This window comes from Streptomyces xanthii, from assembly GCF_014621695.1.
GTDB lineage: Bacteria > Actinomycetota > Actinomycetes > Streptomycetales > Streptomycetaceae > Streptomyces > Streptomyces xanthii.
In genome coordinates, this window is record NZ_CP061281.1 from 2,014,897 (window position 1) to 2,034,794 (window position 19,898).

The 19,898-nt window shown below is 71.5% G+C and carries 16 protein-coding genes; 12 read left to right on the plus strand and 4 right to left on the minus strand.

Going from position 1 to position 19,898, the window contains the following annotated elements; all coding sequences use genetic code 11:
- Window positions 1-49: 49 nt before the first annotated feature.
- Complete coding sequence (locus IAG42_RS09125; RefSeq protein WP_188336522.1) at window positions 50-370, minus strand: hypothetical protein; 321 nt, start codon at window positions 368-370, stop codon at window positions 50-52.
- A 248-nt stretch (window positions 371-618) separates the two neighbouring features.
- On the opposite strand from IAG42_RS09125, the gene IAG42_RS09130 reads away from it, so the two are divergent.
- The 4 genes from IAG42_RS09130 to IAG42_RS09145 all read left to right on the plus strand — a co-directional run bounded on the left by IAG42_RS09130 (window position 619) and on the right by IAG42_RS09145 (window position 4,760).
- Window positions 619-999 (plus strand): hypothetical protein, encoded by a 381-nt coding sequence (locus tag IAG42_RS09130; RefSeq protein WP_188336523.1) that lies wholly within the window; start codon window positions 619-621, stop codon window positions 997-999.
- 251 nt (window positions 1,000-1,250) lie between these two features.
- Window positions 1,251-1,736 carry a hypothetical protein gene (locus tag IAG42_RS09135; protein ID WP_188336524.1) on the plus strand — a complete coding sequence of 162 codons (486 nt, stop codon included), beginning with the start codon at window positions 1,251-1,253 and terminating at the stop codon, window positions 1,734-1,736.
- A gap of 157 nt (window positions 1,737-1,893) precedes the next feature.
- Window positions 1,894-4,176 (plus strand): hypothetical protein, encoded by a 2,283-nt coding sequence (locus IAG42_RS09140; RefSeq protein ID WP_188336525.1) that lies wholly within the window; start codon window positions 1,894-1,896, stop codon window positions 4,174-4,176.
- Between the two features lie 32 nt (window positions 4,177-4,208).
- On the plus strand, window positions 4,209-4,760 hold the full coding sequence (locus IAG42_RS09145) for a hypothetical protein (RefSeq protein ID WP_188336526.1): 552 nt from the start codon (window positions 4,209-4,211) through the stop codon (window positions 4,758-4,760).
- A gap of 39 nt (window positions 4,761-4,799) precedes the next feature.
- Here the strand turns inward: IAG42_RS09145 and IAG42_RS09150 are convergent, their stop codons facing one another.
- The 3 genes from IAG42_RS09150 to eccB are packed head-to-tail and all read right to left on the minus strand — an operon-like array spanning window position 4,800 to window position 7,877.
- The gene (locus IAG42_RS09150; protein WP_188336527.1) at window positions 4,800-5,018 is read right to left on the minus strand and encodes a hypothetical protein; all 219 of its coding nucleotides are present in this window, start codon (window positions 5,016-5,018) and stop codon (window positions 4,800-4,802) included.
- Window positions 5,015-6,298, minus strand: a complete 1,284-nt coding sequence (gene mycP / locus IAG42_RS09155) for a type VII secretion-associated serine protease mycosin (RefSeq protein ID WP_188336528.1) — start codon at window positions 6,296-6,298, stop codon at window positions 5,015-5,017. Before mycP ends, IAG42_RS09150 begins: the two co-directional genes overlap by 4 nt.
- A 49-nt stretch (window positions 6,299-6,347) precedes the next feature.
- Window positions 6,348-7,877, minus strand: a complete 1,530-nt coding sequence (gene eccB, locus IAG42_RS09160) for a type VII secretion protein EccB (RefSeq protein WP_188336529.1) — start codon at window positions 7,875-7,877, stop codon at window positions 6,348-6,350.
- A gap of 240 nt (window positions 7,878-8,117) precedes the next feature.
- On the opposite strand from eccB, the gene eccE reads away from it, so the two are divergent.
- The 8 genes from eccE (at window position 8,118) to IAG42_RS09200 (ending at window position 19,738) form a co-directional block, all read left to right on the plus strand.
- The gene (eccE, locus tag IAG42_RS09165) at window positions 8,118-9,512 is read left to right on the plus strand and encodes a type VII secretion protein EccE (protein ID WP_188336530.1); all 1,395 of its coding nucleotides are present in this window, start codon (window positions 8,118-8,120) and stop codon (window positions 9,510-9,512) included.
- Window positions 9,512-10,249 carry a hypothetical protein gene (locus IAG42_RS09170; protein ID WP_188336531.1) on the plus strand — a complete coding sequence of 246 codons (738 nt, stop codon included), beginning with the start codon at window positions 9,512-9,514 and terminating at the stop codon, window positions 10,247-10,249. The genes eccE and IAG42_RS09170 overlap by 1 nt, the downstream gene beginning before the upstream one ends.
- Before the next feature lie 276 nt (window positions 10,250-10,525).
- Window positions 10,526-13,471, plus strand: coding sequence for an SCO5717 family growth-regulating ATPase (locus IAG42_RS09175; RefSeq protein WP_188336532.1), 2,946 nt, complete (start codon window positions 10,526-10,528; stop codon window positions 13,469-13,471).
- Between the two features lie 265 nt (window positions 13,472-13,736).
- Window positions 13,737-15,635 (plus strand): ABC transporter substrate-binding protein, encoded by a 1,899-nt coding sequence (locus IAG42_RS09180; protein WP_188336533.1) that lies wholly within the window; start codon window positions 13,737-13,739, stop codon window positions 15,633-15,635.
- 74 nt (window positions 15,636-15,709) lie between these two features.
- Window positions 15,710-16,798, plus strand: a complete 1,089-nt coding sequence (locus tag IAG42_RS09185; RefSeq protein WP_188336534.1) for an ABC transporter permease — start codon at window positions 15,710-15,712, stop codon at window positions 16,796-16,798.
- Entirely contained in the window at window positions 16,795-17,727 is a 933-nt protein-coding gene (locus tag IAG42_RS09190) for an ABC transporter permease (protein ID WP_188336535.1), read from the plus strand. Before IAG42_RS09185 ends, IAG42_RS09190 begins: the two co-directional genes overlap by 4 nt.
- Window positions 17,724-18,737, plus strand: a complete 1,014-nt coding sequence (locus IAG42_RS09195; protein ID WP_188336536.1) for an ABC transporter ATP-binding protein — start codon at window positions 17,724-17,726, stop codon at window positions 18,735-18,737. The genes IAG42_RS09190 and IAG42_RS09195 overlap by 4 nt, the downstream gene beginning before the upstream one ends.
- Window positions 18,734-19,738 (plus strand): oligopeptide/dipeptide ABC transporter ATP-binding protein, encoded by a 1,005-nt coding sequence (locus IAG42_RS09200; RefSeq protein ID WP_188336537.1) that lies wholly within the window; start codon window positions 18,734-18,736, stop codon window positions 19,736-19,738. The genes IAG42_RS09195 and IAG42_RS09200 overlap by 4 nt, the downstream gene beginning before the upstream one ends.
- Window positions 19,739-19,898 lie beyond the last annotated feature (160 nt).

Here is a 19,898-nt window from a genome sequence, read left to right on the forward strand (position 1 = left end):
ATTGCCCCTCGGCTTTCTCTTCGACCTGTACCGACAGCCCGTACGCGGCCTACTTGGGGCGCTTCACCAGCGGGTACGTGGCGTCGGCCTTCGCGGCGACCGACCGGTCCGTCTTGATGTAGTACGTCGCGGACCTGCCGAGCTCGCCGTCGGCCGCCTTGAGGATGCTCTGCAGCTTGTCGAAGGCCGAGTTCACCTGCTGCACCGTGGCCGTGTGCGTCGTCAGGACGAGGTTGATGAGGCCCTCGTTCGAGGCCCCGACGGTGGTGTGACGGCCGCAGTGGTTCTTGAACGCCACCGCGTCCTCCGCCGCGCGGCCGAGCTGCCGCGCGTAGCCCTCGAGATCCGAAGGCGTGACCTTCAGGTTCATGTGCACCTCATCCTCGTCCCCCACCGGGGTGCCGCCATGCGGAGACGCAGGCTACCCCAGCCCCTGATCGATCCCCAGTTTGCGCAAGCGAGCGAGCACACAAGCTTCACAGAGGAGTGCGGAGCGGATTTCAGCTTGAGTCGTATGGGGTGTTTTCGGCCAGGCTGGGGGGTGGCCGGAGTGGCCGTTCCGTTATGTGATCTTGCGGGTCCGTTCGCACCCCGCAGGGACTGGGTAGGGTGCGCGTCGTGACGAACGACAAGCACGGGAACACGAATTTCAGCCGGGCCGGTACGCGGCTGCCGGGCGACCCGGCGGCGCCCGGGTCGGCGGAATCGCTGGCTCAGGTTGACGATCGCAACTGGCGCATCACGTTTCTGCTGACCGCCACGATCGCTGTGCTGGTCGCCGTCCGCGCGCTGATGGTCGTCGGACTGACAGTGTCGGGCGTCGGGGCCGGTTACCCGGCGCCGGTCGTCGTGGCGTCGATCGCCGTACTCGTCGTGGTGGCGGTCACCGCCTGGCTGCTCGTACGGGCGCGCAGAGCCCGCCGCTGGGCGCCGCTCGCGACCGCGCTGGGCGTCTGCCTGGCCGGGCTGATCGCGATCGCCGTGGCCGGACGCCTCTGACGCTGGACCTCCACGGAAGCCGGTGACGGGCACCAGTGACGGACCGGGCGCCTTCGCATGAATTCGCATGAAATCGGGTGCCCGACCGGAACCGTCACGGATCCTTCACGAGCTGTCCGCATCCGCAGGACGGGCGAGCTGTGACGATCGCTCGCGGGCCCTGTGCACGCCGGGGCCAGTTGCTAGCTTGACTGCCGAAGCGGAGCGCCCGAGGGGCGCCGTCAGCGGGAGACGTACGGGGAGGCCGGCTCATGGCATGGGACGAGTGGGAGCAGCTGAAGGCGGACGCGGCCGGGCGGCAGACGACGGGGATGCGGTTGAACCGTGCCGACGGGGAGCCGCCGATGCCGTCGCAGACCGGTGATCTCCAGGTCAAGAACGGGGACCTGGCGAAGATCGGGTCGCACGCGCACACCCTCTACAACCAGCTGTGGGACAAGGCCCGCGTCGCCGTGCCGACCAGCGACACGGCGGCCGGTGACCTGAGCGGGCAGGGGTTCGCGCTCGGCGGCGGGCTCAAGCACGTCTCCGACCGCTGGGACGAGCAGCTGAAGTCGCTGATGGACGCGTGCGCGCAGATCTCGAACCACATGCAGACCACGAAGAAGGTCCACGCGGGCGACGACCACTACATCTGGCGGCAGATGAGCAGCATCGCCTCCCTGGACGCCGGGTTCGACGAGCGGGTCGGCGAGCCGGGCGAGAAGAACCCGGTCTACGACACGAAGAAGAAGTGACGGCCGCGTCGGCAGAACCGGGTGGGGCCGTCGTGTCGTCCGATGGTCCGAGGTCCTCGTGAACGAGGGCCGGCGGCGGGGCCGCGGGGCGGCGGCGCCCTCCCCTCGTCATCAGCGCTACGGGACGTAACAGAAGTAGAGGAAGAGACGGTCGGTCATGGATCTCGACGCACTGCGCTTCGCCAACTTCACGTCGCTCGACGAAGCGGTGGCCGACTGGAAGCTGCTCGTGCAGCATCTCGTGGACCTCAAGAAGGACGCGGAGGACGGGCTGCACAAGGCGGCGAACCAGGCCAACTGGGCCGGGGTGAACGCCCAGGTGTCCAAGGAGTTCATCGGCAAGACGGCCGGTGAGTTCGCGGACGCGCACACGCAGGCGACGACCGTCCACAACATCCTGAGCGACACCCGTGACGAGCTCAAGCAGCACAAGAAGGACCTCGAGGCCGCGATCGACCGCGGACTGAAGAAGAACCTGACCGTCATGGACACGGGTGGCGGCGGATTCACCGTCACCATGAACATCCATCCGGACCGCGCCGCGAAGGGGACCACGGTCCCCGAGCACAGCGAGAGCGACGTCACCGCTCTGCGTGACGAGGTGCAGGGCATCCTGCAGAAGGCCACCGACAGCGACGCCTCGGCGGCCAAGGTGCTGAAGGCCGTCGCGGACACCGCGCGGATGGGCTTCAGCGACGCCTCGTACAAGGACCGTGACGAGGCCGCGGACGCGATCGAGACCGCCGAGGACCTGGCCGCGATCGCGGGGAAGAAGCCCGAGGACCTCACGCCCGCGGACTTCGACAAGATCAACGCGGGTCTGTCGAAGTACAAGGACGACCCACTGTTCGCCGAGCGGTTCGCGACGCAGCTCGGCCCGAAGAAGACGCTGGAGTTCTGGGAGGGCATCAGCGACCCGCAGGTGAACATGGAGGTCGGCAGCGAGCGCCTGGACCAGCTCGGTGACCTCCAGCGGAACCTGAGCATGACGCTCGCCACCGCGACGCGGAGCGACACGGCGGCCATGGCCGGCTGGAAGAGCGACATGATCAGGCTGGGCGACCAGACGATCGGCCCCAACGGACTCGGCCCCGACGGTTTCCAGGTCATGAGCAACCTGATGCGGGCGGGCGACTACGACGACGACTTCCTCAAGAGCTACGGCACCAAGCTCATGGAGACCGAGCGCAAGCTCACAGGCGACGGCGAGCACGACAACCTGAAGTGGCGCCCGGGCTTCAGCACGCCCTGGCTCAACCGCATGGGCGAGGACAGCGGCGCCGATCCGCTCACCGGCTTCCTCAAGGGACTGTCCAACTCCCCCGACGCGGCCACGGACTTCTTCAACGAGGAGTACCTGCCGAAGGACGGCGACGACCGCAAGGAGCCCGTCGACAACTTCAAGTACCTCTTCGAGGACCGCAAGTGGCCCGAGGAGCAGAACCTGGACGGCGACGACCTGCACACGGGCCAGAACAACCTGGCGCTGGCGCTGGAGGCGGCGACGACCGGGCACCCGGCGGGCGAGCTGCCCACGGCGGACACCCCGGCGCACACGGCCGACCAGGCCAGGCTCATGCGCGAGCTGGTCGACTCGGTCTCCGAGGATCCGGACCGGCTCAAGGACAACGGCTACATGTCCGACAGCTTCGGCCAGATCGGCGCCGAGTACCTGCCGGACATCCACCGCGCGATGGCCGACGGCCCCGCCGTCGCGGGCGACGACTCCGGCTGGGACAAGCTGTACCCGCTGGCGGGCGAGGACGCGAAGCTCGACCACAACGCCGTGGCCCGCTTCCTGGTGACGACCAGTCAGAACCCGGAGGGGTACGCGGCGTTGAACGTCGGCGAGAAGGCGTACACGGCCAGCCTCATGGACTACCACCTCAACCCGGACCTGCCCGAGGACCAGCGCTACCCGCACGACGCCAAGGACACGATCACCAGCCTGTCGCGCAAGTCCGGTGAGTTCAACGGGCTTCTCGCGCAGGGGCGTCAGGAGGCCGTGCTCGGCCCGGCCGGCGAGAAGGACGGCGACTTCGACCACGCGGTCAGCCAGAAGAAGAACGTCATCTCGGGCATCGTGGGCACCGGCGTCGGCATCGGGACGAGCTTCATCGCCTCGCCGGTCGTCGGCGCGGCCGCCGGAGGCGCGGCGGGCACCGTCACCTCGGTCGTCATGGAGGCCTTCTTCAAGGACGACGAGGGGCACTACCGCTCCGAGGCCGGACACGACGTCGCCACGCGGTGGGAGACCATCAAGGACTCGGCCACGAACGCGAACTACGCGGCGGCGAACGAGGCGGCCAAGGCGCACCACGCGAACTACACCGACCAGATCGACACGTGGGTGAGCGAGGGCACCGCGACCGGCTTCAACGACGCGAACACCGACATCCACGCCATGGCCAAGGACCTCGACACCGAGATCCCCAGCTGACCCCAGTCGTCTCCCGGATGATGGACAGACACATGCACACCTTTCCGTTCGGTGGCCTCCGCGCGGCCGCACTCGTCGTCGGAGCGGCGCTGCTCGGTGCCTCGGCCGTCAGATGCTCGTCGTCCGAGCCCGAGCCCGAGCGCGTGTACGCGGTGCCGGCGGACCTGTGCGGGACACCGGTCTCCGGCAGCGCGCTGACACCTCTGCTGCCTGCCGGCGAGAAGGCCGCGCAGGAGCCGTCGGAGGCGGTCGGCGTAAAGCGGTGCCGGCTGACGGTCGACGGCGAGGTGGCGCTGTCCACGTCCGTGGAGAAGCGCGCGGCCGACGTGTCGGCCCAGGACGTGGCCCAGTCCGCGCAGGGCGTCGACCCCACGGACGCGGCCGCGGACGGCGGCCGCTACGTGTACGGGAAGACGGGTGCGGTCGGCCGCGTGGAGTGTCCGGCGTCCTCGTCCGGGGAGGCGGACCGGGCGATCTGGGTGACGGCGCGCGTCGCCCAGGAGGCCGGCCCCGAGGACCTGCTCGCCTTCGTCAAGGCCTACGCCGCGTCGGTGGCCCGCACCGACGCCTGCGCGAAGCTGTAGGCCGGGGTCCGCCCCCGGAAGACTCCTGGTCCGGGGGCGTCAGTGCGCCGCGAGCCTCAGCATGTCGATGCCCTGCCAGATGCCCAGCCCCGCCATCACCAGCAGGCAGACGCGGCCCACCACGACGCTCGACGTCGTGAGTTCCTCGCCCGACGGGTAGGTGCGGCTGCGCAGCGCGCGCCACCGGTCGGCCGGCACACAGGCCATCAGGATCAGCAGCGCGGCCAGGACGAACAGGGTGACCGCCATGCCGGTCACGAGCCCGCCCCCGTACCCGTGTCCGTCCGTGCCTTGCGGCGCCGTGCGTCCCGTACCGCCACCGCCGTGCCGCCCAGGCCCGCCACCGCGATCAGGCCGCCGACGAGGACGTACGTGGCCAGGCGGGCGTTGCGCTCGTCCGCGGTCTCCGTGAGAGGGACCGGGAGGATCTCCGGGGGCTTGGCGTCGATGGCGTCCGGGTCCGCGTGCGGGGCCTGGATCGGGTTCTTCGGGTCCGCGATCTCGGTGACCGCGCGGACCGGGTCGACGACGCCCCAGCCGACGAGCCGGTCACGGCCGTTGATGGAACGCTCGGCGGTCTGCTCGATCTGGGCGACGACCTCCTGGGCCGTCCAGTCCTTGTGGTGCTGCTTGATCAGGGCCGCGACCGCCGCGACGTACGGCGCCGAGAAACTCGTGCCGTTGTCGGAGCAGTGGCCGCCCAGGGGGACCGTGGAGATCATGTCGACGCCCGGCGCGGCCACGCCGACGTCGTCGTTCGACTGCGAGAAGGCGGCGCGCTCGTTGTTGCGGTCCGACGCGGCGACCGCGAGGACGCCCTTGTACGAGGCCGGGTAGGTCTTCTTCACGTTGCCGCCGAGGCCGTCGTTGCCCGCGGAGGCGACGACCACGATGTTCTTCCGCAGGGCGGCGTTGACCGCGGTCTCCAGGGTGGAGCCGGGCTCCAGGGCCTTCTCCGTGTCCTGGGAGATGTTGATGACGTCGGCACGCTGGCGGATCGCGTGGTTGATCGCGTCCGCCAGGTCGTCGGAGTTGCCGTGGCCCTCGGCGTCGTTCTGCTTGATCGGGATGATCGTCGCTTCCGGGGCGAGGCCCACGAAGCCCGTGCCGCTCGCCTTGCGCGCGGCGATGATGCCGGCGACGCGGGTGCCGTGCCCGACGGTGTCGGTGGTGCCCTTCGCGTTGCCGCGGCCCTCGATCTTCTTGCCCTTGTCGTCCTTCGGCGGCAGGTAGTTGCCGCCCGAGGCCACGTCCACGGCGCTCTTCAGCTGCGGGTTCTTGACGTCCACGCCCGTGTCGATGACCGCGACGCGCACACCCTTGCCGGTGGCGCTCTGCCACAGGTCGTCGAGGTTGACGCGCTGCAGCGCCCACGGCCGGCCCGCGTACTTCTTGCCGCCGAACGTGCACTGTCCGCTGTCCGCCGCCGCCGGGGCCGCCGGCAGGGCGAGCACGGCCATCGACGCGGTCAGCGCGGTGGCCGCGGACAGGGCGGCCGGCCGCGCGGTGCGGCGGGCCCAGTTGCTGGTGATCGCCATGGTTCGGGCTTCCCCTCCTGCTCTCGTCCTGCTCTCGTCCGCCGGTCCGCTACGAGCCCTGCGGCTGCCGTGCGGCGGCCTGCGAGAGGCGCGGTCCGGTGGGCAGGAAGGACGACCAGGTGGAGGGGATCGGGGCCGGGTCCACGTTGTCGTAGCCGAGGAGCTTGCGCGCGATCTCCGCCTCCTGCTGCTCCGCCTTGCGCTGCTTCTCCGTCGTGCCGATGCCCTTGTCGTCGGTGGCGCTGTCCGCGTTCGACTGCAGGGCGTAGCGCAGTCCGGTGTCGGTGACGAGGAAGACGCCGCCCGCCTTGGTCTCGGTGCCCTGGAACTGGCGGAAGATCTGGCCGGAGCCGGGCGTGACGTACGCGCTGGAGGAACCGGTGGGCAGGTCGGCGGGGAAGTCCGTGCCGGCCCATGTCGACAGGCTGGTGTTGCCGCCCTTGACCGAACGCAGCGTGTTGCACACCGTGTTGCGGCCGCTGGTGGCGCTCGCGCCGTTGTTGACCGTCTTCGCGCCCCGCGTCGGCCACTTGGCGCCCTCGCCCTCGAAGGGGACGCTGCCGGTGACGGCGGCGGGGTTGACCTGGGCGGCCTTTCCGGTCGAGTTCACATTGACCAACTGCTGGCTGTTGAGCAGGAGTTGAGCGGTGAACTCGGAGATCGCGGCCACCTTGCCCCGGAGCACGACGTAGTACTGCATCCGCGTGCCGTCCAGGGCCCGCAGAACGGTGCCGACCTTGTCGTACTGGGCGTTGCCGCTGCCGGCCACCGCGTTCGCGGTCTGGCCGACGGTGCCGGGCACGGTCGGGATCGAGATCGGCGAGCCCTGGTGCGTCGTGCGCAGCCACTCGGTGGAGACGCGCTGCGGGGCGCGGCCCTGGGTGTCGAGCGCGGTGAGCAGGCCCTCCTGCGCCGGGTTCGTGATCTTGTACGAGGTGCCGCGGGCGTCGACGACGTACTGCGCCTTGGTGACCGCGTCGGTGACGTACATGAGCTGGCCGCCGGAGAGCTTGTCGCGGCCCTCCGACTTGCCCCACTCCTTCTTCGCGAGGACGAACGCGGCCTTCTGGATGGCGCGACCGCCGTCGCTGGGGCGCTCGCACACCATCCAGCGCTTGCCGGCCTCGGCCTCGGAGCTGGAGGGCAGGCGGTCGGGGGCGTACGGGATGCCGAGCGTGGCGCCGTGCGGGGGCTTGCCGCTGTCGAGGACCTTCTCGTCGACGGTCACGACGTCGTCCGTGTAGTCCTTGAGGAGCAGCTTGGCCGACGCCGTGTTCAGGACGGGGTGCAGCTGCTTCTGGCCGTCGGTCTTGAGGACCACGTAGCGCGTCGTCGAGTCGCTCGCCACGATCACGTTCTTCTGGGTGGCGTCCCACTCCTTGGGGGCCGCGGGGCTGAACATCCCGATGCCGCCGAAGACCGCGAGGACCACGACACCGACGATGGTGCCGGGCAGCACCGCGCGCAGCGGGCGCGGGGCGCCTTCCTCGGAGCCCGTCGGAGAGGGCTGCAGGAAGGACGCGAGCGTGCGCCGCTTCGCGAAGGTGTAGGCGTTGAGTTCGTCCCGCCGTGATGCCATCTGTGTCCGCTCTCTCCCCGTGCGGAGCCGTGGGGGCGAGTTCCCCCGGTCTTCCCCGTCTTCGGTCGACGTGATCGCCTGCGGTACGTGCCGCGGCGGTCAGACCCGGCCCCTACTATGCCTGTTGCGCCGGTGCGCGTGTGGCACGGGTAGGGTGCTGAGGCCTTCTGGCAAGGACTGTGGAACCTTCGAGGGGCCTTTGCGCATGGGATTTCGGGAGAGTTCGGGGGGTTTGGAGTGATGGCTTCCGCAACGCGGGCTCGATCGCGGTCGCAATCGAGGTCACGATCGGGTGACCGTTCGCGGCAGGGTTCCCCACAGGGGTCCCCCACTCCTTCACAGGCACCACACATTCCGGAGCGGCGCGGACGCGGTGCGCGGTCCGGCGGCGCTCCGTACCGAGGTGCCGTCTCCCCGCATCTGAAGTCACGCTCGGGCCGCGGCGGCTCGTTCGGCGTGCAGCGGCTCGTGATGATCGAGCTGGCCGCCGCGCTGGTCGTGTGCGGCTGGGTGATCGGCACGGTCGCGCTGATCGCGACGGGCGCGGTCGCCGCCCTGCTCCTGCTGCTGGCGCTCGTACGCCGCCGGGGGCGCTCCCTGCCGGAGTGGCTGGGCACGATCCTCGCCCTGCGCGCCCGTAAGCGGCGCGCGGCGGGCGTGCCGGTGCCGCCGGGCACGGAGCCGGGCCTCGCGCCCGCCGTGGAGTGCGACCCGAGTCTGCGCACGTACAGCTACAACCGGGGCGACGACCGGGACCAGCGTCCCGTCGGCATGGTCGGTGACGGCGGCTTCCTGACCGCGGTGCTCCAGGTCGAGTCGGACGCCACCGCGCTGCGCGCCGAGCGCAGCCGGCGCCCGCTGCCGGTGGCCCTGGTGCGGGACGCGCTGGAGGTCGACGGCATCCGACTGGAGTCGGCGCAGATCGTGCTGCACACCCAGCCGGCGCCCGCGCTGCACCTGCCGCAGCAGTCCGTCGCGGTGAGCAACTACGCGCCGCTGCAGGCCCAGACGGGCTCGCCGGCGGTGCGCATCACCTGGATCGCTTTGAAGCTCGACCCCGAGCTGTGCCCGGAGGCCGTCGCGGCCCGCGGGGGCGGCGTGGTCGGCGCACAGAAGAGCCTCGCGCGCGTGGCCGAGCACCTGTCGAGCCGGCTCACCGGCGCCGGGTTCCGGGCCGGTGAGCTCACCGAGGAGGAGCTGGTCGCCGCGGTCGCCACGTCCGCGTGCGCCAACCCGATGGTGACCGCGCAGGCCGGCCGCAGCGAGGCGCCGCAGCGCCGCACCGAGGAGTCCGGCCGCAGCTGGCGCTGCGACAACCGCCGGCACACGACGTACTGGGTCCGCCGCTGGCCCCAACTGGGCGGCGGGGGCACGACGTTGCCCCAGCTCGTGGCCCAGCTGACCACGGTGCCCGCGCTGGCGACGACGTTCAGCCTGACGCTCGCCCCCGGCGACCAGCAGGACGTGACCCTCACCGGCCACCTGCGCATCACCGGCCGCAGCGACAGTGAACTGACCACCGCGCGCCGGGACTTGGAGCGGGCCGCGCGCAGTGTGCGCGCGAACCTGGTCCGCCTGGACCGCGAGCAACTGCCCGGCGTTCTCGCCACTCTGCCGCTCGGAGGTGCCCGCTGATGGCCCTGACCAGCCACACCCCCGACCTCGGCGAGCGGCTGCGCACCGGTTTCGGCCTGCTCGGCCCGCGTCACCAGCGGCACTCGCTGCCGCCGGAGCACCTCGACACCCTGTCGCTGCCCATCGGCGACGACGGCGTGGTCGTCGGCGTGGACGCCGAGGGTCAGCCGGCCGTCATGGGCATCAACCGCCCGACGCCCTACGACATCGTGCTCATCGGCGGCCTGTGGACGGCGCAGGTGCTCGCGCTGCGGGCCGCCGCGACCGGCGCGCGGGTCGCCGTGGAGACGGGCCGCGCCCAGCACTGGGCGCAGCTCGTGCAGGCGGTCGGCGGCGGCCAGTCCGGCATGACCGTGCACGAGGTGGGCCGGGTTCCTCCGCAGGGCGCGTCGGCTGGCGGCCCGGTGCTGGTGATCCGCGACTGCGGCATGCGTCCGCCGCGCGGCCGGGTCGCCTCGGCGCCCTGGCAGTCCGTCCTGACGCTGCTGCCGTATCTGAGCCCGGTCGCGCCGCGGCTCATGCGGCAGGCGCGACTCGTGGGCGTGCAGCGGGTGTCCCCGGACGAAGCGGCGGAGATCGGGCGTGTGATGGGGCTGCCGCGCGGCGAGTACGAGTCGCTGCCGACCCTCGCCGACGGCGTGACGCTGTGGTGCACGGACCGGGACCGGCAGTACGTGATGACGCAGGCGACCGACGCCGAGACCGGATTGTTGGGAACCGCACGCCGGATGGACTGAGTCCGTCCCGTTCGTGGCGATTTGCCGCGCCTGTGCGGGCGTTCCCGCCGGGCGCGGCCGTCACGTGACCGGGCGCACGGCCCCGACGGGTGGGGCGGGCCTGCCGTGCACGCGCCATTCGTGATTAGGCTGGGACCGGACGTACGCGTACGCCCTTGTGCGGGGCGCGGGTACGTCAGGGGGCTGGGACCCAGGGGTGAGCCCGGCGGATCGGCGAAGGACAACGGTCTCCCCCATGCACGAACACGAGGGTGCTCGACCACACCAGGAGGCATTGTGAACAGCGATCGGGACGATTACCGCGGGGGCTGGGACTCGCCCGCCGATGATCAGTCCGACGCGGAGTCCAGTGTCGAGATGACGGGCGAGTTCACCATCGACTACGCCCCTCCGGCCTGGTACACGCAGAACGCGTCGGGTGCTGGCACGCCCGAGCCCGTCACGCCCGCGGCTCCGGTGCCGCCGCCGCCCGCTCCGACCCCGCCCCCGGCTGCCGCCCCCGTGGCCCCGGAGGCCGGTTCCGGCGCGGGGAACGGGGATCTGGAGAGCGGCGCCACGATGCGGTTCTCCGCCGCCGCGCTGAAGCGGGAGTTCGAGGAGCTGGCCGCGCTCGGCGAGGACAGGTCCGGCGCCGGCGCGGCCGCCGCGCCCGCCGCCGCCCCCTCCGAGGGTGCGGCCGACAGCGAGTCGCCCCGCTCGTGGACCGATGTCCACCGGGTGGACGGCATGGGCGGTGCGGACGGATCGGTCGGTGCGGGTGATGCGACCGGGGCTGCGGGTGCCGGTGGTTCGGAGGTGCCCGAGGCCGTGTCCGGGCCCGAGTCCGACGTGCCCGACGCGCCGCTTTCCGGTGCCGCCGACTCCTCGGCTTCCAGTGACACCACCGACTCCTCCGGCTCTTCCGGCTCCTCCGACTCCTCCGGCTCCTCCGACGACGGGGACTTCCCGCTGGCCGCCGCTGCCGGTGGCCCGGTCGGCGAGGCCGCCGACGACGCCCCCGAGTCCGGCGAAGTGGAGGCCTCCGCTCCTGAGGTGCCCGAGACGCCCGAGGTCACCGACGCCCCCGCCGCACCGGAAGCAGCCCCGGAAGCCGCCCCCGCCCAGGCGGACGGCGACGTCGCGGAGCAGCCCGGTCCCGCCGCCTGGACTCCCCCGCCCGCGCCGGAAGGCGGCGTACCTCCGCTGCCGCCCACCTTCCAGCCGGCCGAGCCGAGCGCCCCGGCCCCGGCCCAGCAGTGGGCCGACCCGACGCAGGCGGCCCCGCCGGCCCCGCAGCAGCCCGCCGCGCCCCAGGGCTGGCCGGCCCAGCAGCCCCCGGCGGCCCCCGCCCCGGCCCAGCCGCAGCCTCAGGCTCAGCCGCCGGCCCAGCCCCAGGGCGGCTACGGCTTCCCGCAGCCGCAGCCGGCCCCGTCCGCCCCCCTGCCCGACGCCAACTCCCCTGCGCCGCAGGGTGGTTACGGCTTCCCGCAGCAGCAGCCCCCGGCCCCGCCGCAGGCGCAGCCCCAGCCGCCCGCGCAGCCCCAGCCCGGCATGCCCAACCCGCCTGCCCCGCAGGGTGGTTACGGCTTCCCGCAGCAGCAGCCCCAGCCGCAGCCCGGCCAGCCCCTGCCCCCGCAGCAGCAGGGCGCTCCGGTGCCGCCGCAGCAGCCGGGCGCGGGCTACGGCTTCCCCCCGCCGCAGGCCGCCGTGCCGCCGCAGGCGCCCGTACCGCCGCAGGCCGCTCAGCCGCAGCCGCCGGCCCAGCCCTACCCGGGTCAGCCGCAGCCGGGCCAGCAGGGGCAGCCGCAGCCTGGTCAGCCCAGCGCCCCGCACCCGGGCCAGCCGCAGCCGCCCGCCGGCACGGACCCGCGCACGGGTGCCGCCTGGCCTCAGCCCGTGCAGCACGACCAGCGTCAGCCGACGAACGTGGGCGGTGCCCCGCTCGGTTACACGGCGGCGGTCGAGCTGTCCGCCGACCGGCTGCTCAACAACAAGAAGCAGAAGGCGAAGAGCACCCGCCCCGGCGGCGGCAACTCGCGCTTCAAGCTGGGCGGCAAGAAGGAGGAGGCCGAGCGGCAGCGGAAGCTGGACCTGATCCGCACCCCGGTGCTCTCCTGCTACCGGATCGCGGTCATCAGCCTCAAGGGCGGCGTCGGCAAGACGACGACGACCACCGCGCTCGGCTCGACGCTCGCCACGGAGCGCCAGGACAAGATCCTCGCGATCGACGCCAACCCGGACGCGGGCACCCTCGGCCGCCGCGTGCGGCGCGAGACCGGCGCCACGATCCGTGACCTGGTGCAGGCGATCCCGCATCTGCAGTCGTACATGGACATCCGGCGGTTCACCTCGCAGGCCCCGTCGGGCCTGGAGATCATCGCCAACGACGTGGACCCGGCGGTCTCGACGACGTTCAACGACGAGGACTACCGGCGCGCGATCGACGTGCTCGGCAAGCAGTACCCGATCATCCTGACGGACTCGGGCACCGGCCTGCTGTACTCCGCGATGCGCGGTGTGCTCGACCTCGCCGACCAGCTCATCATCATCTCGACCCCGTCGGTCGACGGCGCCTCCAGCGCGAGCACCACGCTCGACTGGCTCTCCGCGCACGGTTACGCGGACCTGGTCTCGCGCTCGATCACGGTCATCTCGGGTGTCCGCGAGACGGGCAAGATGATCAAGGTGGAGGACATCGTCAGCCACTTCGAGACGCGCTGCCGCGGGGTCGTCGTGGTGCCGTTCGACGAGCACCTGGCGGCCGGCGCCGAGGTCGACCTCGACATGATGCGGCCCAAGGTCCGCGAGGCGTACTTCAACCTCTCGGCGATGGTCGCGGAGGACTTCGTCCGGGCCCAGCAGCAGCAGGGCCTGTGGACGCAGGCCGACGGTCAGCAGCCGCCCACGATGGCACCGCCGATGCCGGGTCAGCAGCAGCCGTACCCGGGCCAGCAGCCGTACCCCGGCCAGCAGCCGCCGCAGGCCCCGTACCCGCAGCAGGGTGGTGTCCCGCCGCAGGCCCCGCCGCCGGGCCAGCCGGGCTACCCGGCCCAGCCCGGACAGCCGGCCCAGCCGGGTCAGCCCGGTCCGATGGCCCATCCGGGGCAACCGGGACAGCCGGGTCAGCCCGGTCAGCCCGGCCCGCAGCCCGGCTGGGGCGCCCCGCCGCCCCCGCAGCAGGCCCAGGCCGGACAGCCCGGCCCGCCCCCGGGATGGCAGCAGCCGCAGCCGCCTCAGCAGTGACAACGTGTCAGAAGGCCCGCACCGCCCGCCGGTGCGGGCCTTTTGCACACCCGGGTGCGCACCGCGCCGAAAGTGACCGCCACGCCCTGGCCTGCATCGCATCAGAGGTCTCGACCAATGTGCCAAAAATGCAGGTCAACTCGTTATTTCCGCAGGCCACATGGGGTTCACCTGCCGTTGACGTTTCTCGACAGCCGCTGGTACACACACTTCATTCGATCTGGAAAGTCCCTGCTGTGCGAGCGATGCGCGAGGTCACCGACCGATGAACAAACAGGCTCAGCAAGTCCGGCACGACCACCACGACAGAACGATCGCCCGCCCCTCCCGGCGCGGCGTACGGGTGCTCCTGGCAGCCGGTGCCGCGGCGTTCACCCTGACGGCCGGCCTGGCCACCCCGCTCAACCCCGCGCCGCAGGAGGCGCAGGCGAAGGCGGACGGCGGGAAGAAGACCCTCACGGTGGCGCTCGCGCAGAGCGTCGACTCGCTGAGCCCGTTCCTGGCGACGCGCCTGGTGAGCACCAGCGTCCACCGGCTGATGTACGAGTACCTCACCAACTACGACCCGAAGGACAACCACGTCGTCCCGGGCTTCGCCACCAAGTGGGAGTCCTCGCCGGACAAGCTGACGTGGACGTACACGATCCGCGACGACTCGAAGTGGTCGGACGGCGAGAAGGCCACCGCCAAGGACGCGGCGTTCACCTTCAACAAGATGATGACGGACGACGCGGCGGCCACCGCCAACGGCTCGTTCGTCACCAACTTCAAGAAGGTCACGGCCCCCAGTGACACCCAGCTGGTCATCGAGCTGAAGAAGCCGCAGGCGACGATGACCTCGCTCGACGTCCCGATCGTGCCGGAGCACGTGTGGAAGGACGTCAAGGACTACTCGAAGTTCAACAACGACCAGAAGTTCCCGATCGTCGGCAACGGCCCGTTCGTCCTCACGGACTACAAGACGGACCAGTACGTGAAGCTGAAGGTCAACAAGGACTTCTGGCGGAAGTCGAAGACGCCGCAGTTCGACGAGATCGTCTTCAAGACCTACAAGGACCAGGACGCCGCGGTCGCCGCGCTGCGCAAGGGCGAGGTCTCCTTCGTCGCCGGCTCCCCCGCCCTGACGCCCGCTCAGGCGGCCTCGCTCAAGGGCGAGAAGAACATCAAGGTGAACGAGGGTCCCGGCCGCCGCTTCTACGCGATCGCCGTGAACCCGGGCGCGCGCACCAAGGACGGCAAGAAGTTCGGCGACGGAAACAAGGCGCTGCTCGACCAGAAGGTCCGCCAGGCGCTGTTCCGCTCCGTCGACACCAAGACGATCGTCGACAAGGTCTTCCAGGGGCACGCCGTGCAGGGCGCGGGCTACATCCCGCCGCGCTTCAACGACTACTTCTGGCAGCCGTCGGACGGTCAGAAGCTGTCGTACGACCCCGAGGCGGCGGGCAAGCTGCTCGACGACGCGGGCTATCCGCTCAAGGACGGCAAGCGGGTCGGCAAGGACGGCAAGCCGCTGAACTTCCGCATCCTGTGTCACGCCACCGACCCGAACGACAAGGCGGTCGGCAAGTACCTGAAGGAGTGGTGGGGCGCGATCGGCATCGGCCTGAAGGTCGACTGCCTCGACGACGTGTCCGTGCCCTGGTACGCGGGTGAGTACGACCTCGCCTTCGACGGCTGGTCGGTGAACCCGGACCCGGACTTCGTGCTCGGCATCCACACGTGTGCGGCGCTGCCCGCGAAGGCCAAGGAGAGCGCGGCCACCGACAACTTCATCTGCGACAAGAAGTTCGACGACCTGTACGGACAGCAGCTCGCCGAGTACGACGCGGCGAAGCGCGCGGACGTCGTCAAGGACATGCAGTCCTGGCTGTACGACTCCGGGTACATGAACGTGATGGCGTACCCGAACGCGGTGGAGGCGTACCGCACGGACCAGATCAAGTCGATCACGACGATGCCCACGGCCGCGGGCAACATCTACGGCCAGGACGGGTACTGGAGCTGGTGGTCGGCGGAGCCGGCGAGCGCCTCCGACAGCTCGGACTCGGGCTCGTCGAGCTCGACCGGGGTCGTGATCGGGATCGTGATCGCCGCACTCCTCGTCATCGGCGGCGGCGTGTTCTTCGCGATGCGGCGCCGGTCCACGGCGGACGATCGGGAGTAGTACCGCCCGAGGCCCCGCATCCCGCACACGCGCGCGGCCGACGCCCGCACGACCAACGAGAGTTCGCATGAACCATGACAGCTGACAGCACTCCGGCGCTCGTGCAGGGCGCGGGCGGCCCCGGCGACGACCCCACCGCACCGGTGGGGTCGTCGCCGGCCGCCCGCGGCCCGCGGGCCCGCGACACCAAGGCGTATCTGCGGTACGCGGCGACGAAGATCCTCGGCGCCGCCGTCTCCCTCTTCGCCGTCCTCGTCACCAGCTTCTTCCTCTTCCGGCTCATCCCGAGCGACCCGGTCAAGCAGATGACGGGCGGCCGCAAGGTCTCGGCGGAGCAACTGGAGAACCTGCGCCACCAGTTCGGCCTCGACCAGCCGATGTGGAAGCAGTTCACCTCGTACATCGGCGACGCGCTCACCGGTGACTTCGGAACCTCGTTCCAGTACCACGTCCCCGTCATCGACAAGATCACCGCGGCGCTCCCGGCGACGCTGCTGCTGACAGGCACGGCGTACGTTTTGTACTCGGCGCTCGGCATCTGGCTGGGCACCCGCACGGCGTGGCGCAACGGGTCGCGCAGCGACCGCTTCAACACGGCGTTCGCGCTGACCCTCTACTCGGTCCCGGCGTTCTGGCTGGGCCTGCTCCTCATCATCGTCTTCGCCGTGGGCGTCGGGCCGGTCCCCGGCCTGTTCCCGACCGGCGGCCTCGAATCGGGCGGCGAGAGCGGCTTCGCGTACGTCGTCGACGTCGCGCACCATCTGGTCCTGCCGGTGATCACGCTGGTCGCGGTCGGCTACGCGCAGACACTGCTCGTGATGCGCTCCTCGCTGCTGGACGAGATGGGCAGCGACTATCTGACGACGGCCCGCGCCAAGGGTCTGCGTGACGACGTGGTGCGCCGCAAGCACGCCGTGCCGAACGCGCTGCTGCCGACGTTCACGCTGATGTTCGTGAACCTGGGGCACGTGGTCGCCGGGCAGATCCTCGTCGAGACGGTGTTCTCCTGGCCGGGTCTGGGCGGCCTGTTCTACTCGGCCCTGTCCGTGCCCGATCTCCCTCTGGTCCAGGGCCTGTTCTTCGTCTTCGCGACCGCGGTGATCCTCGCGAACACGCTGGCCGACATCCTCTATCCGCTGCTCGACCCGAGGGTGGGCCGATGACGACCGAGACCGCGCCCGCCGAGGGCGTGCAGAAGACCACGAGCGCGCGCTCGCTCGCGCGCGCCCGCAAGCGTCAGTCGCTGGCCCGCTTCTGGCGCTCGTACCGCTCCCACAAGGGCGGTCTGTGGGGCCTGGGCCTGCTCGTGCTGATCGCGCTGATCGCCGTGTTCGCGCCCGTGCTCGTCGGCGCGGACGCGCAGAGCGTGACGAACGCGCCGGGCGGGCCGCTGGAGGGCCCGAGCGGGGAGTTCCCGCTCGGCACCGACCAGTTCGGGCGCAGTGTGCTCGCGCTCCTGGTGTACGGGGCGCGGGTGTCGCTCACCGTGGGGCTGCTCGCGGCGTTCCTGTGCGTGGCGATCGGCACCCTCATCGGGATCGTCGCCGGGCACTTCCGCGGCTGGTACGCGACGGTCCTGATGCGGATCACCGACTGGTTCCTGGTGATGCCGACGCTGGTCCTCGCGATCGCGCTCGCGACGGTGATGGACCGCTCGATGTGGACGGTGATCATCGCGATCGGCGTCACGACCTGGCCGACCACCGCCCGCCTCGTGCGCGCGCAGACGCTCGCGGTGGAGTCCCGCCCCTACATCGAGCGGGCCCGGGCGCTGGGCGGCGGCCACGGGCACGTCATGACCCGGCACGTGCTGCCGAACGTGATGCCGCTCGTCCTCGCCCAGACCACGATGATCATCTCCTCGGCGATCCTCACCGAGGCGACCCTCGCGTTCCTCGGCCTGTCCGACCCGACGGTCACGTCCTGGGGCGGCATGCTGCAGGACGCCCGCGAGGCCGGCGCGGTCAGCGCGGGCGACTGGTGGTACCTGGCCCCGCCCGGCATCGCCATCGCCGTCGTCGCGCTGTCGTTCACGCTGTGCGGCCGCGCGGTCGAGTCCGTCCTCAACCCGAAGCTGGGGGTGCGGTCATGACACTGCTTCAGGTGAAGGACCTCGCGGTGACGTACGCGGGCGGCGCCCAGGCCGTGCGCGGGGTGAACCTGTCCGTGGAGGCCGGCCAGAAGCTCGGCATCGCGGGCGAGTCCGGCTGCGGCAAGTCGACGCTCGCGCTCGCGCTGCTGCGGCTGCTGCCCGCGGGCACGAAGGTGTCGGGCGAGATCCTGCTCGACGGCGAGGACGTCCTCGCGATGAAGTGGGGCCAGGTCCGCGCCGTGCGCTGGGCGGGCGCCTCGATCGTGTTCCAGGGCGCGATGCACTCGCTGAACGCCGTGCACCGCATCGGCGACCAGATCGCCGAGCCGATCCTGCTGCACAAGAAGGCGACACCGGCGGGTGCGAGGAAGAAGGTCGCCGAGCTGCTCGAGCACGTGGGGCTCCCGGCGGCCCGCGCCGACGCCTATCCGCACGAGCTGTCCGGCGGGCAGCGCCAGCGCGTGATGATCGCCATGGCGCTCGCCTGCGATCCGGCGCTGATCATCGCCGACGAGCCGACGACCGCCCTGGACGTGATGATCCAGGCCCAGATCCTGCGCCTGATCGAGCAGTTGGTCGCCGAGCAGGACCTCGGCCTCGTCATGATCAGCCACGACCTCGCGGTCCTCTCCGACACCTGCGACCGGCTCGCCGTGATGTACGCGGGCCGCGTCGTCGAGGAGGGCCCGGCGGACCAGGTGTACGAGAACGCGGTGCACCCCTACGGAAAGGCCCTGTCGGCGGCGTTCCCGACGATCGGCGACCCGGCGTCCCGGTTCGCGCCGCGCGGGCTGCCCGGCGACCCGCCGGACCCGTCGGCGCTGCCGTCCGGCTGCACGTTCCATCCGCGCTGCCCGGTGGCGCTGGAGGTGTGCGCGACGCAGGACCAGGAGCTGCTGGACGCGGGGTCCGGCCGGCGGGCGGCGTGTGTACATGTCGGCTCGGGGACGGGGGCCGACACCGGCCCCGGTCCGGGCGAGTCGGTCGAGGCGAGGAGCACCACGGCATGAAGGAGCAGGTCACGCAGGGCACGCGGCCCCTGCTGAGCGCCGAGCAGCTGCGGCTGACGTTCCCGGGGCGCCGCGGGGCGCCGCCGGCGCGGGCCGTGGACGGGGTCGACCTGGACATCGCGCCCGGGGAGATCGTCGCCCTGGTCGGCGAGTCCGGCTGCGGCAAGACGAGCCTCGCGCGCACGCTGCTGGGCCTGGAGAAGCCGACGGCCGGTGCGGTCACCTTCGCCGGGAAGCCGCTCGACTACGCGTCCCGCGCGCTGAAGGCGTACCGCAAGCGGGTGCAGCTGGTTCTCCAGGACCCGAGCGGCTCGCTCAATCCGCGGCACACGGTGTACGACGCCGTCGCGGAGGGCCTGCGGATCCACGGGTACGCCGGGGACGAGCGGGCGGCCGTGTCGGACGCGCTGTCCCGGGCGGGGCTGCGGCCCCCTGAGCGGTTCTTCCTGCGCTACCCGCACGAGCTGTCCGGCGGGCAGCGCCAGCGTGTCGTCATCGCGGGCGCGCTCGTCCTCGAACCCGAACTCATCGTGGCCGACGAGCCGGTGGCCTCGCTGGACGCGTCCGTACGGGGCGAGATCCTGGCGCTGCTGCTGCGGCTGCGCGACGAACTGGGGCTCTCGGCGCTGGTCGTCACGCACGATCTGGGGCTGGCCTGGAACATCGCGGACCGGGTGGCCGTGATGTATCTGGGCCGGATCGTGGAGACGGGTCCGGTGGAGGATGTCCTGACGGCTCCTCAGCACCCGTACACGCAGGCCCTGTTGTCGGTGCTCCCGGAGGCGCCCGGGGATCCGGTGGTGCTGACCGGGGAGCCGCCGGACCCGTCCCGGGTGCCCGGGGGGTGCCGGTTCCATGTGCGGTGCCAGGTGCTGGCCCGTGGCTCCGCCGAGGAGGCCGGGGTGGCCGAAGCGTGCCGCTCCGAGGATCTGCCGGTGCTTTCCGGCGGCGCCGCGACTCAGGTGGCCTGTCACTGGGCGGCGGCGCGGGCTGCGCAGTAGCGTCTGCCGGGTTCTCTGATCGGGCGTCTGCCGGTCCGTCGTGGCTGGTCGCGCAGTTCCCCGCGCCCCTAGGAGGCTGCGCCTCCTCGGGGAGATGCCACCCGAAGGGTGCGCATCTCAGGGGCGCGGGGAACTGCGCGACCGACCCCCACCGGGGCCG

What these genes read in the sequence shown, in the direction of transcription:
- IAG42_RS09180 (WP_188336533.1), top strand. Translation starts at nt 13,737, where the DNA reads ATGAACAAACAGGCTCAGCAAGTCCGGCACGACCACCACGACAGAACG.
- IAG42_RS09145 (WP_188336526.1), top strand. Translation starts at nt 4,209, where the DNA reads ATGCACACCTTTCCGTTCGGTGGCCTCCGCGCGGCCGCACTCGTCGTC.
- IAG42_RS09190 (WP_188336535.1), top strand. Translation starts at nt 16,795, where the DNA reads ATGACGACCGAGACCGCGCCCGCCGAGGGCGTGCAGAAGACCACGAGC.
- IAG42_RS09200 (WP_188336537.1), top strand. Translation starts at nt 18,734, where the DNA reads ATGAAGGAGCAGGTCACGCAGGGCACGCGGCCCCTGCTGAGCGCCGAG.
- IAG42_RS09135 (WP_188336524.1), top strand. Translation starts at nt 1,251, where the DNA reads ATGGCATGGGACGAGTGGGAGCAGCTGAAGGCGGACGCGGCCGGGCGG.
- IAG42_RS09195 (WP_188336536.1), top strand. Translation starts at nt 17,724, where the DNA reads ATGACACTGCTTCAGGTGAAGGACCTCGCGGTGACGTACGCGGGCGGC.
- eccE (WP_188336530.1), top strand. Translation starts at nt 8,118, where the DNA reads ATGGCTTCCGCAACGCGGGCTCGATCGCGGTCGCAATCGAGGTCACGA.
- IAG42_RS09185 (WP_188336534.1), top strand. Translation starts at nt 15,710, where the DNA reads ATGACAGCTGACAGCACTCCGGCGCTCGTGCAGGGCGCGGGCGGCCCC.
- IAG42_RS09125 (WP_188336522.1), bottom strand. Translation starts at nt 370, where the DNA reads ATGAACCTGAAGGTCACGCCTTCGGATCTCGAGGGCTACGCGCGGCAG.
- eccB (WP_188336529.1), bottom strand. Translation starts at nt 7,877, where the DNA reads ATGGCATCACGGCGGGACGAACTCAACGCCTACACCTTCGCGAAGCGG.
- IAG42_RS09170 (WP_188336531.1), top strand. Translation starts at nt 9,512, where the DNA reads ATGGCCCTGACCAGCCACACCCCCGACCTCGGCGAGCGGCTGCGCACC.
- IAG42_RS09140 (WP_188336525.1), top strand. Translation starts at nt 1,894, where the DNA reads ATGGATCTCGACGCACTGCGCTTCGCCAACTTCACGTCGCTCGACGAA.
- mycP (WP_188336528.1), bottom strand. Translation starts at nt 6,298, where the DNA reads ATGGCGATCACCAGCAACTGGGCCCGCCGCACCGCGCGGCCGGCCGCC.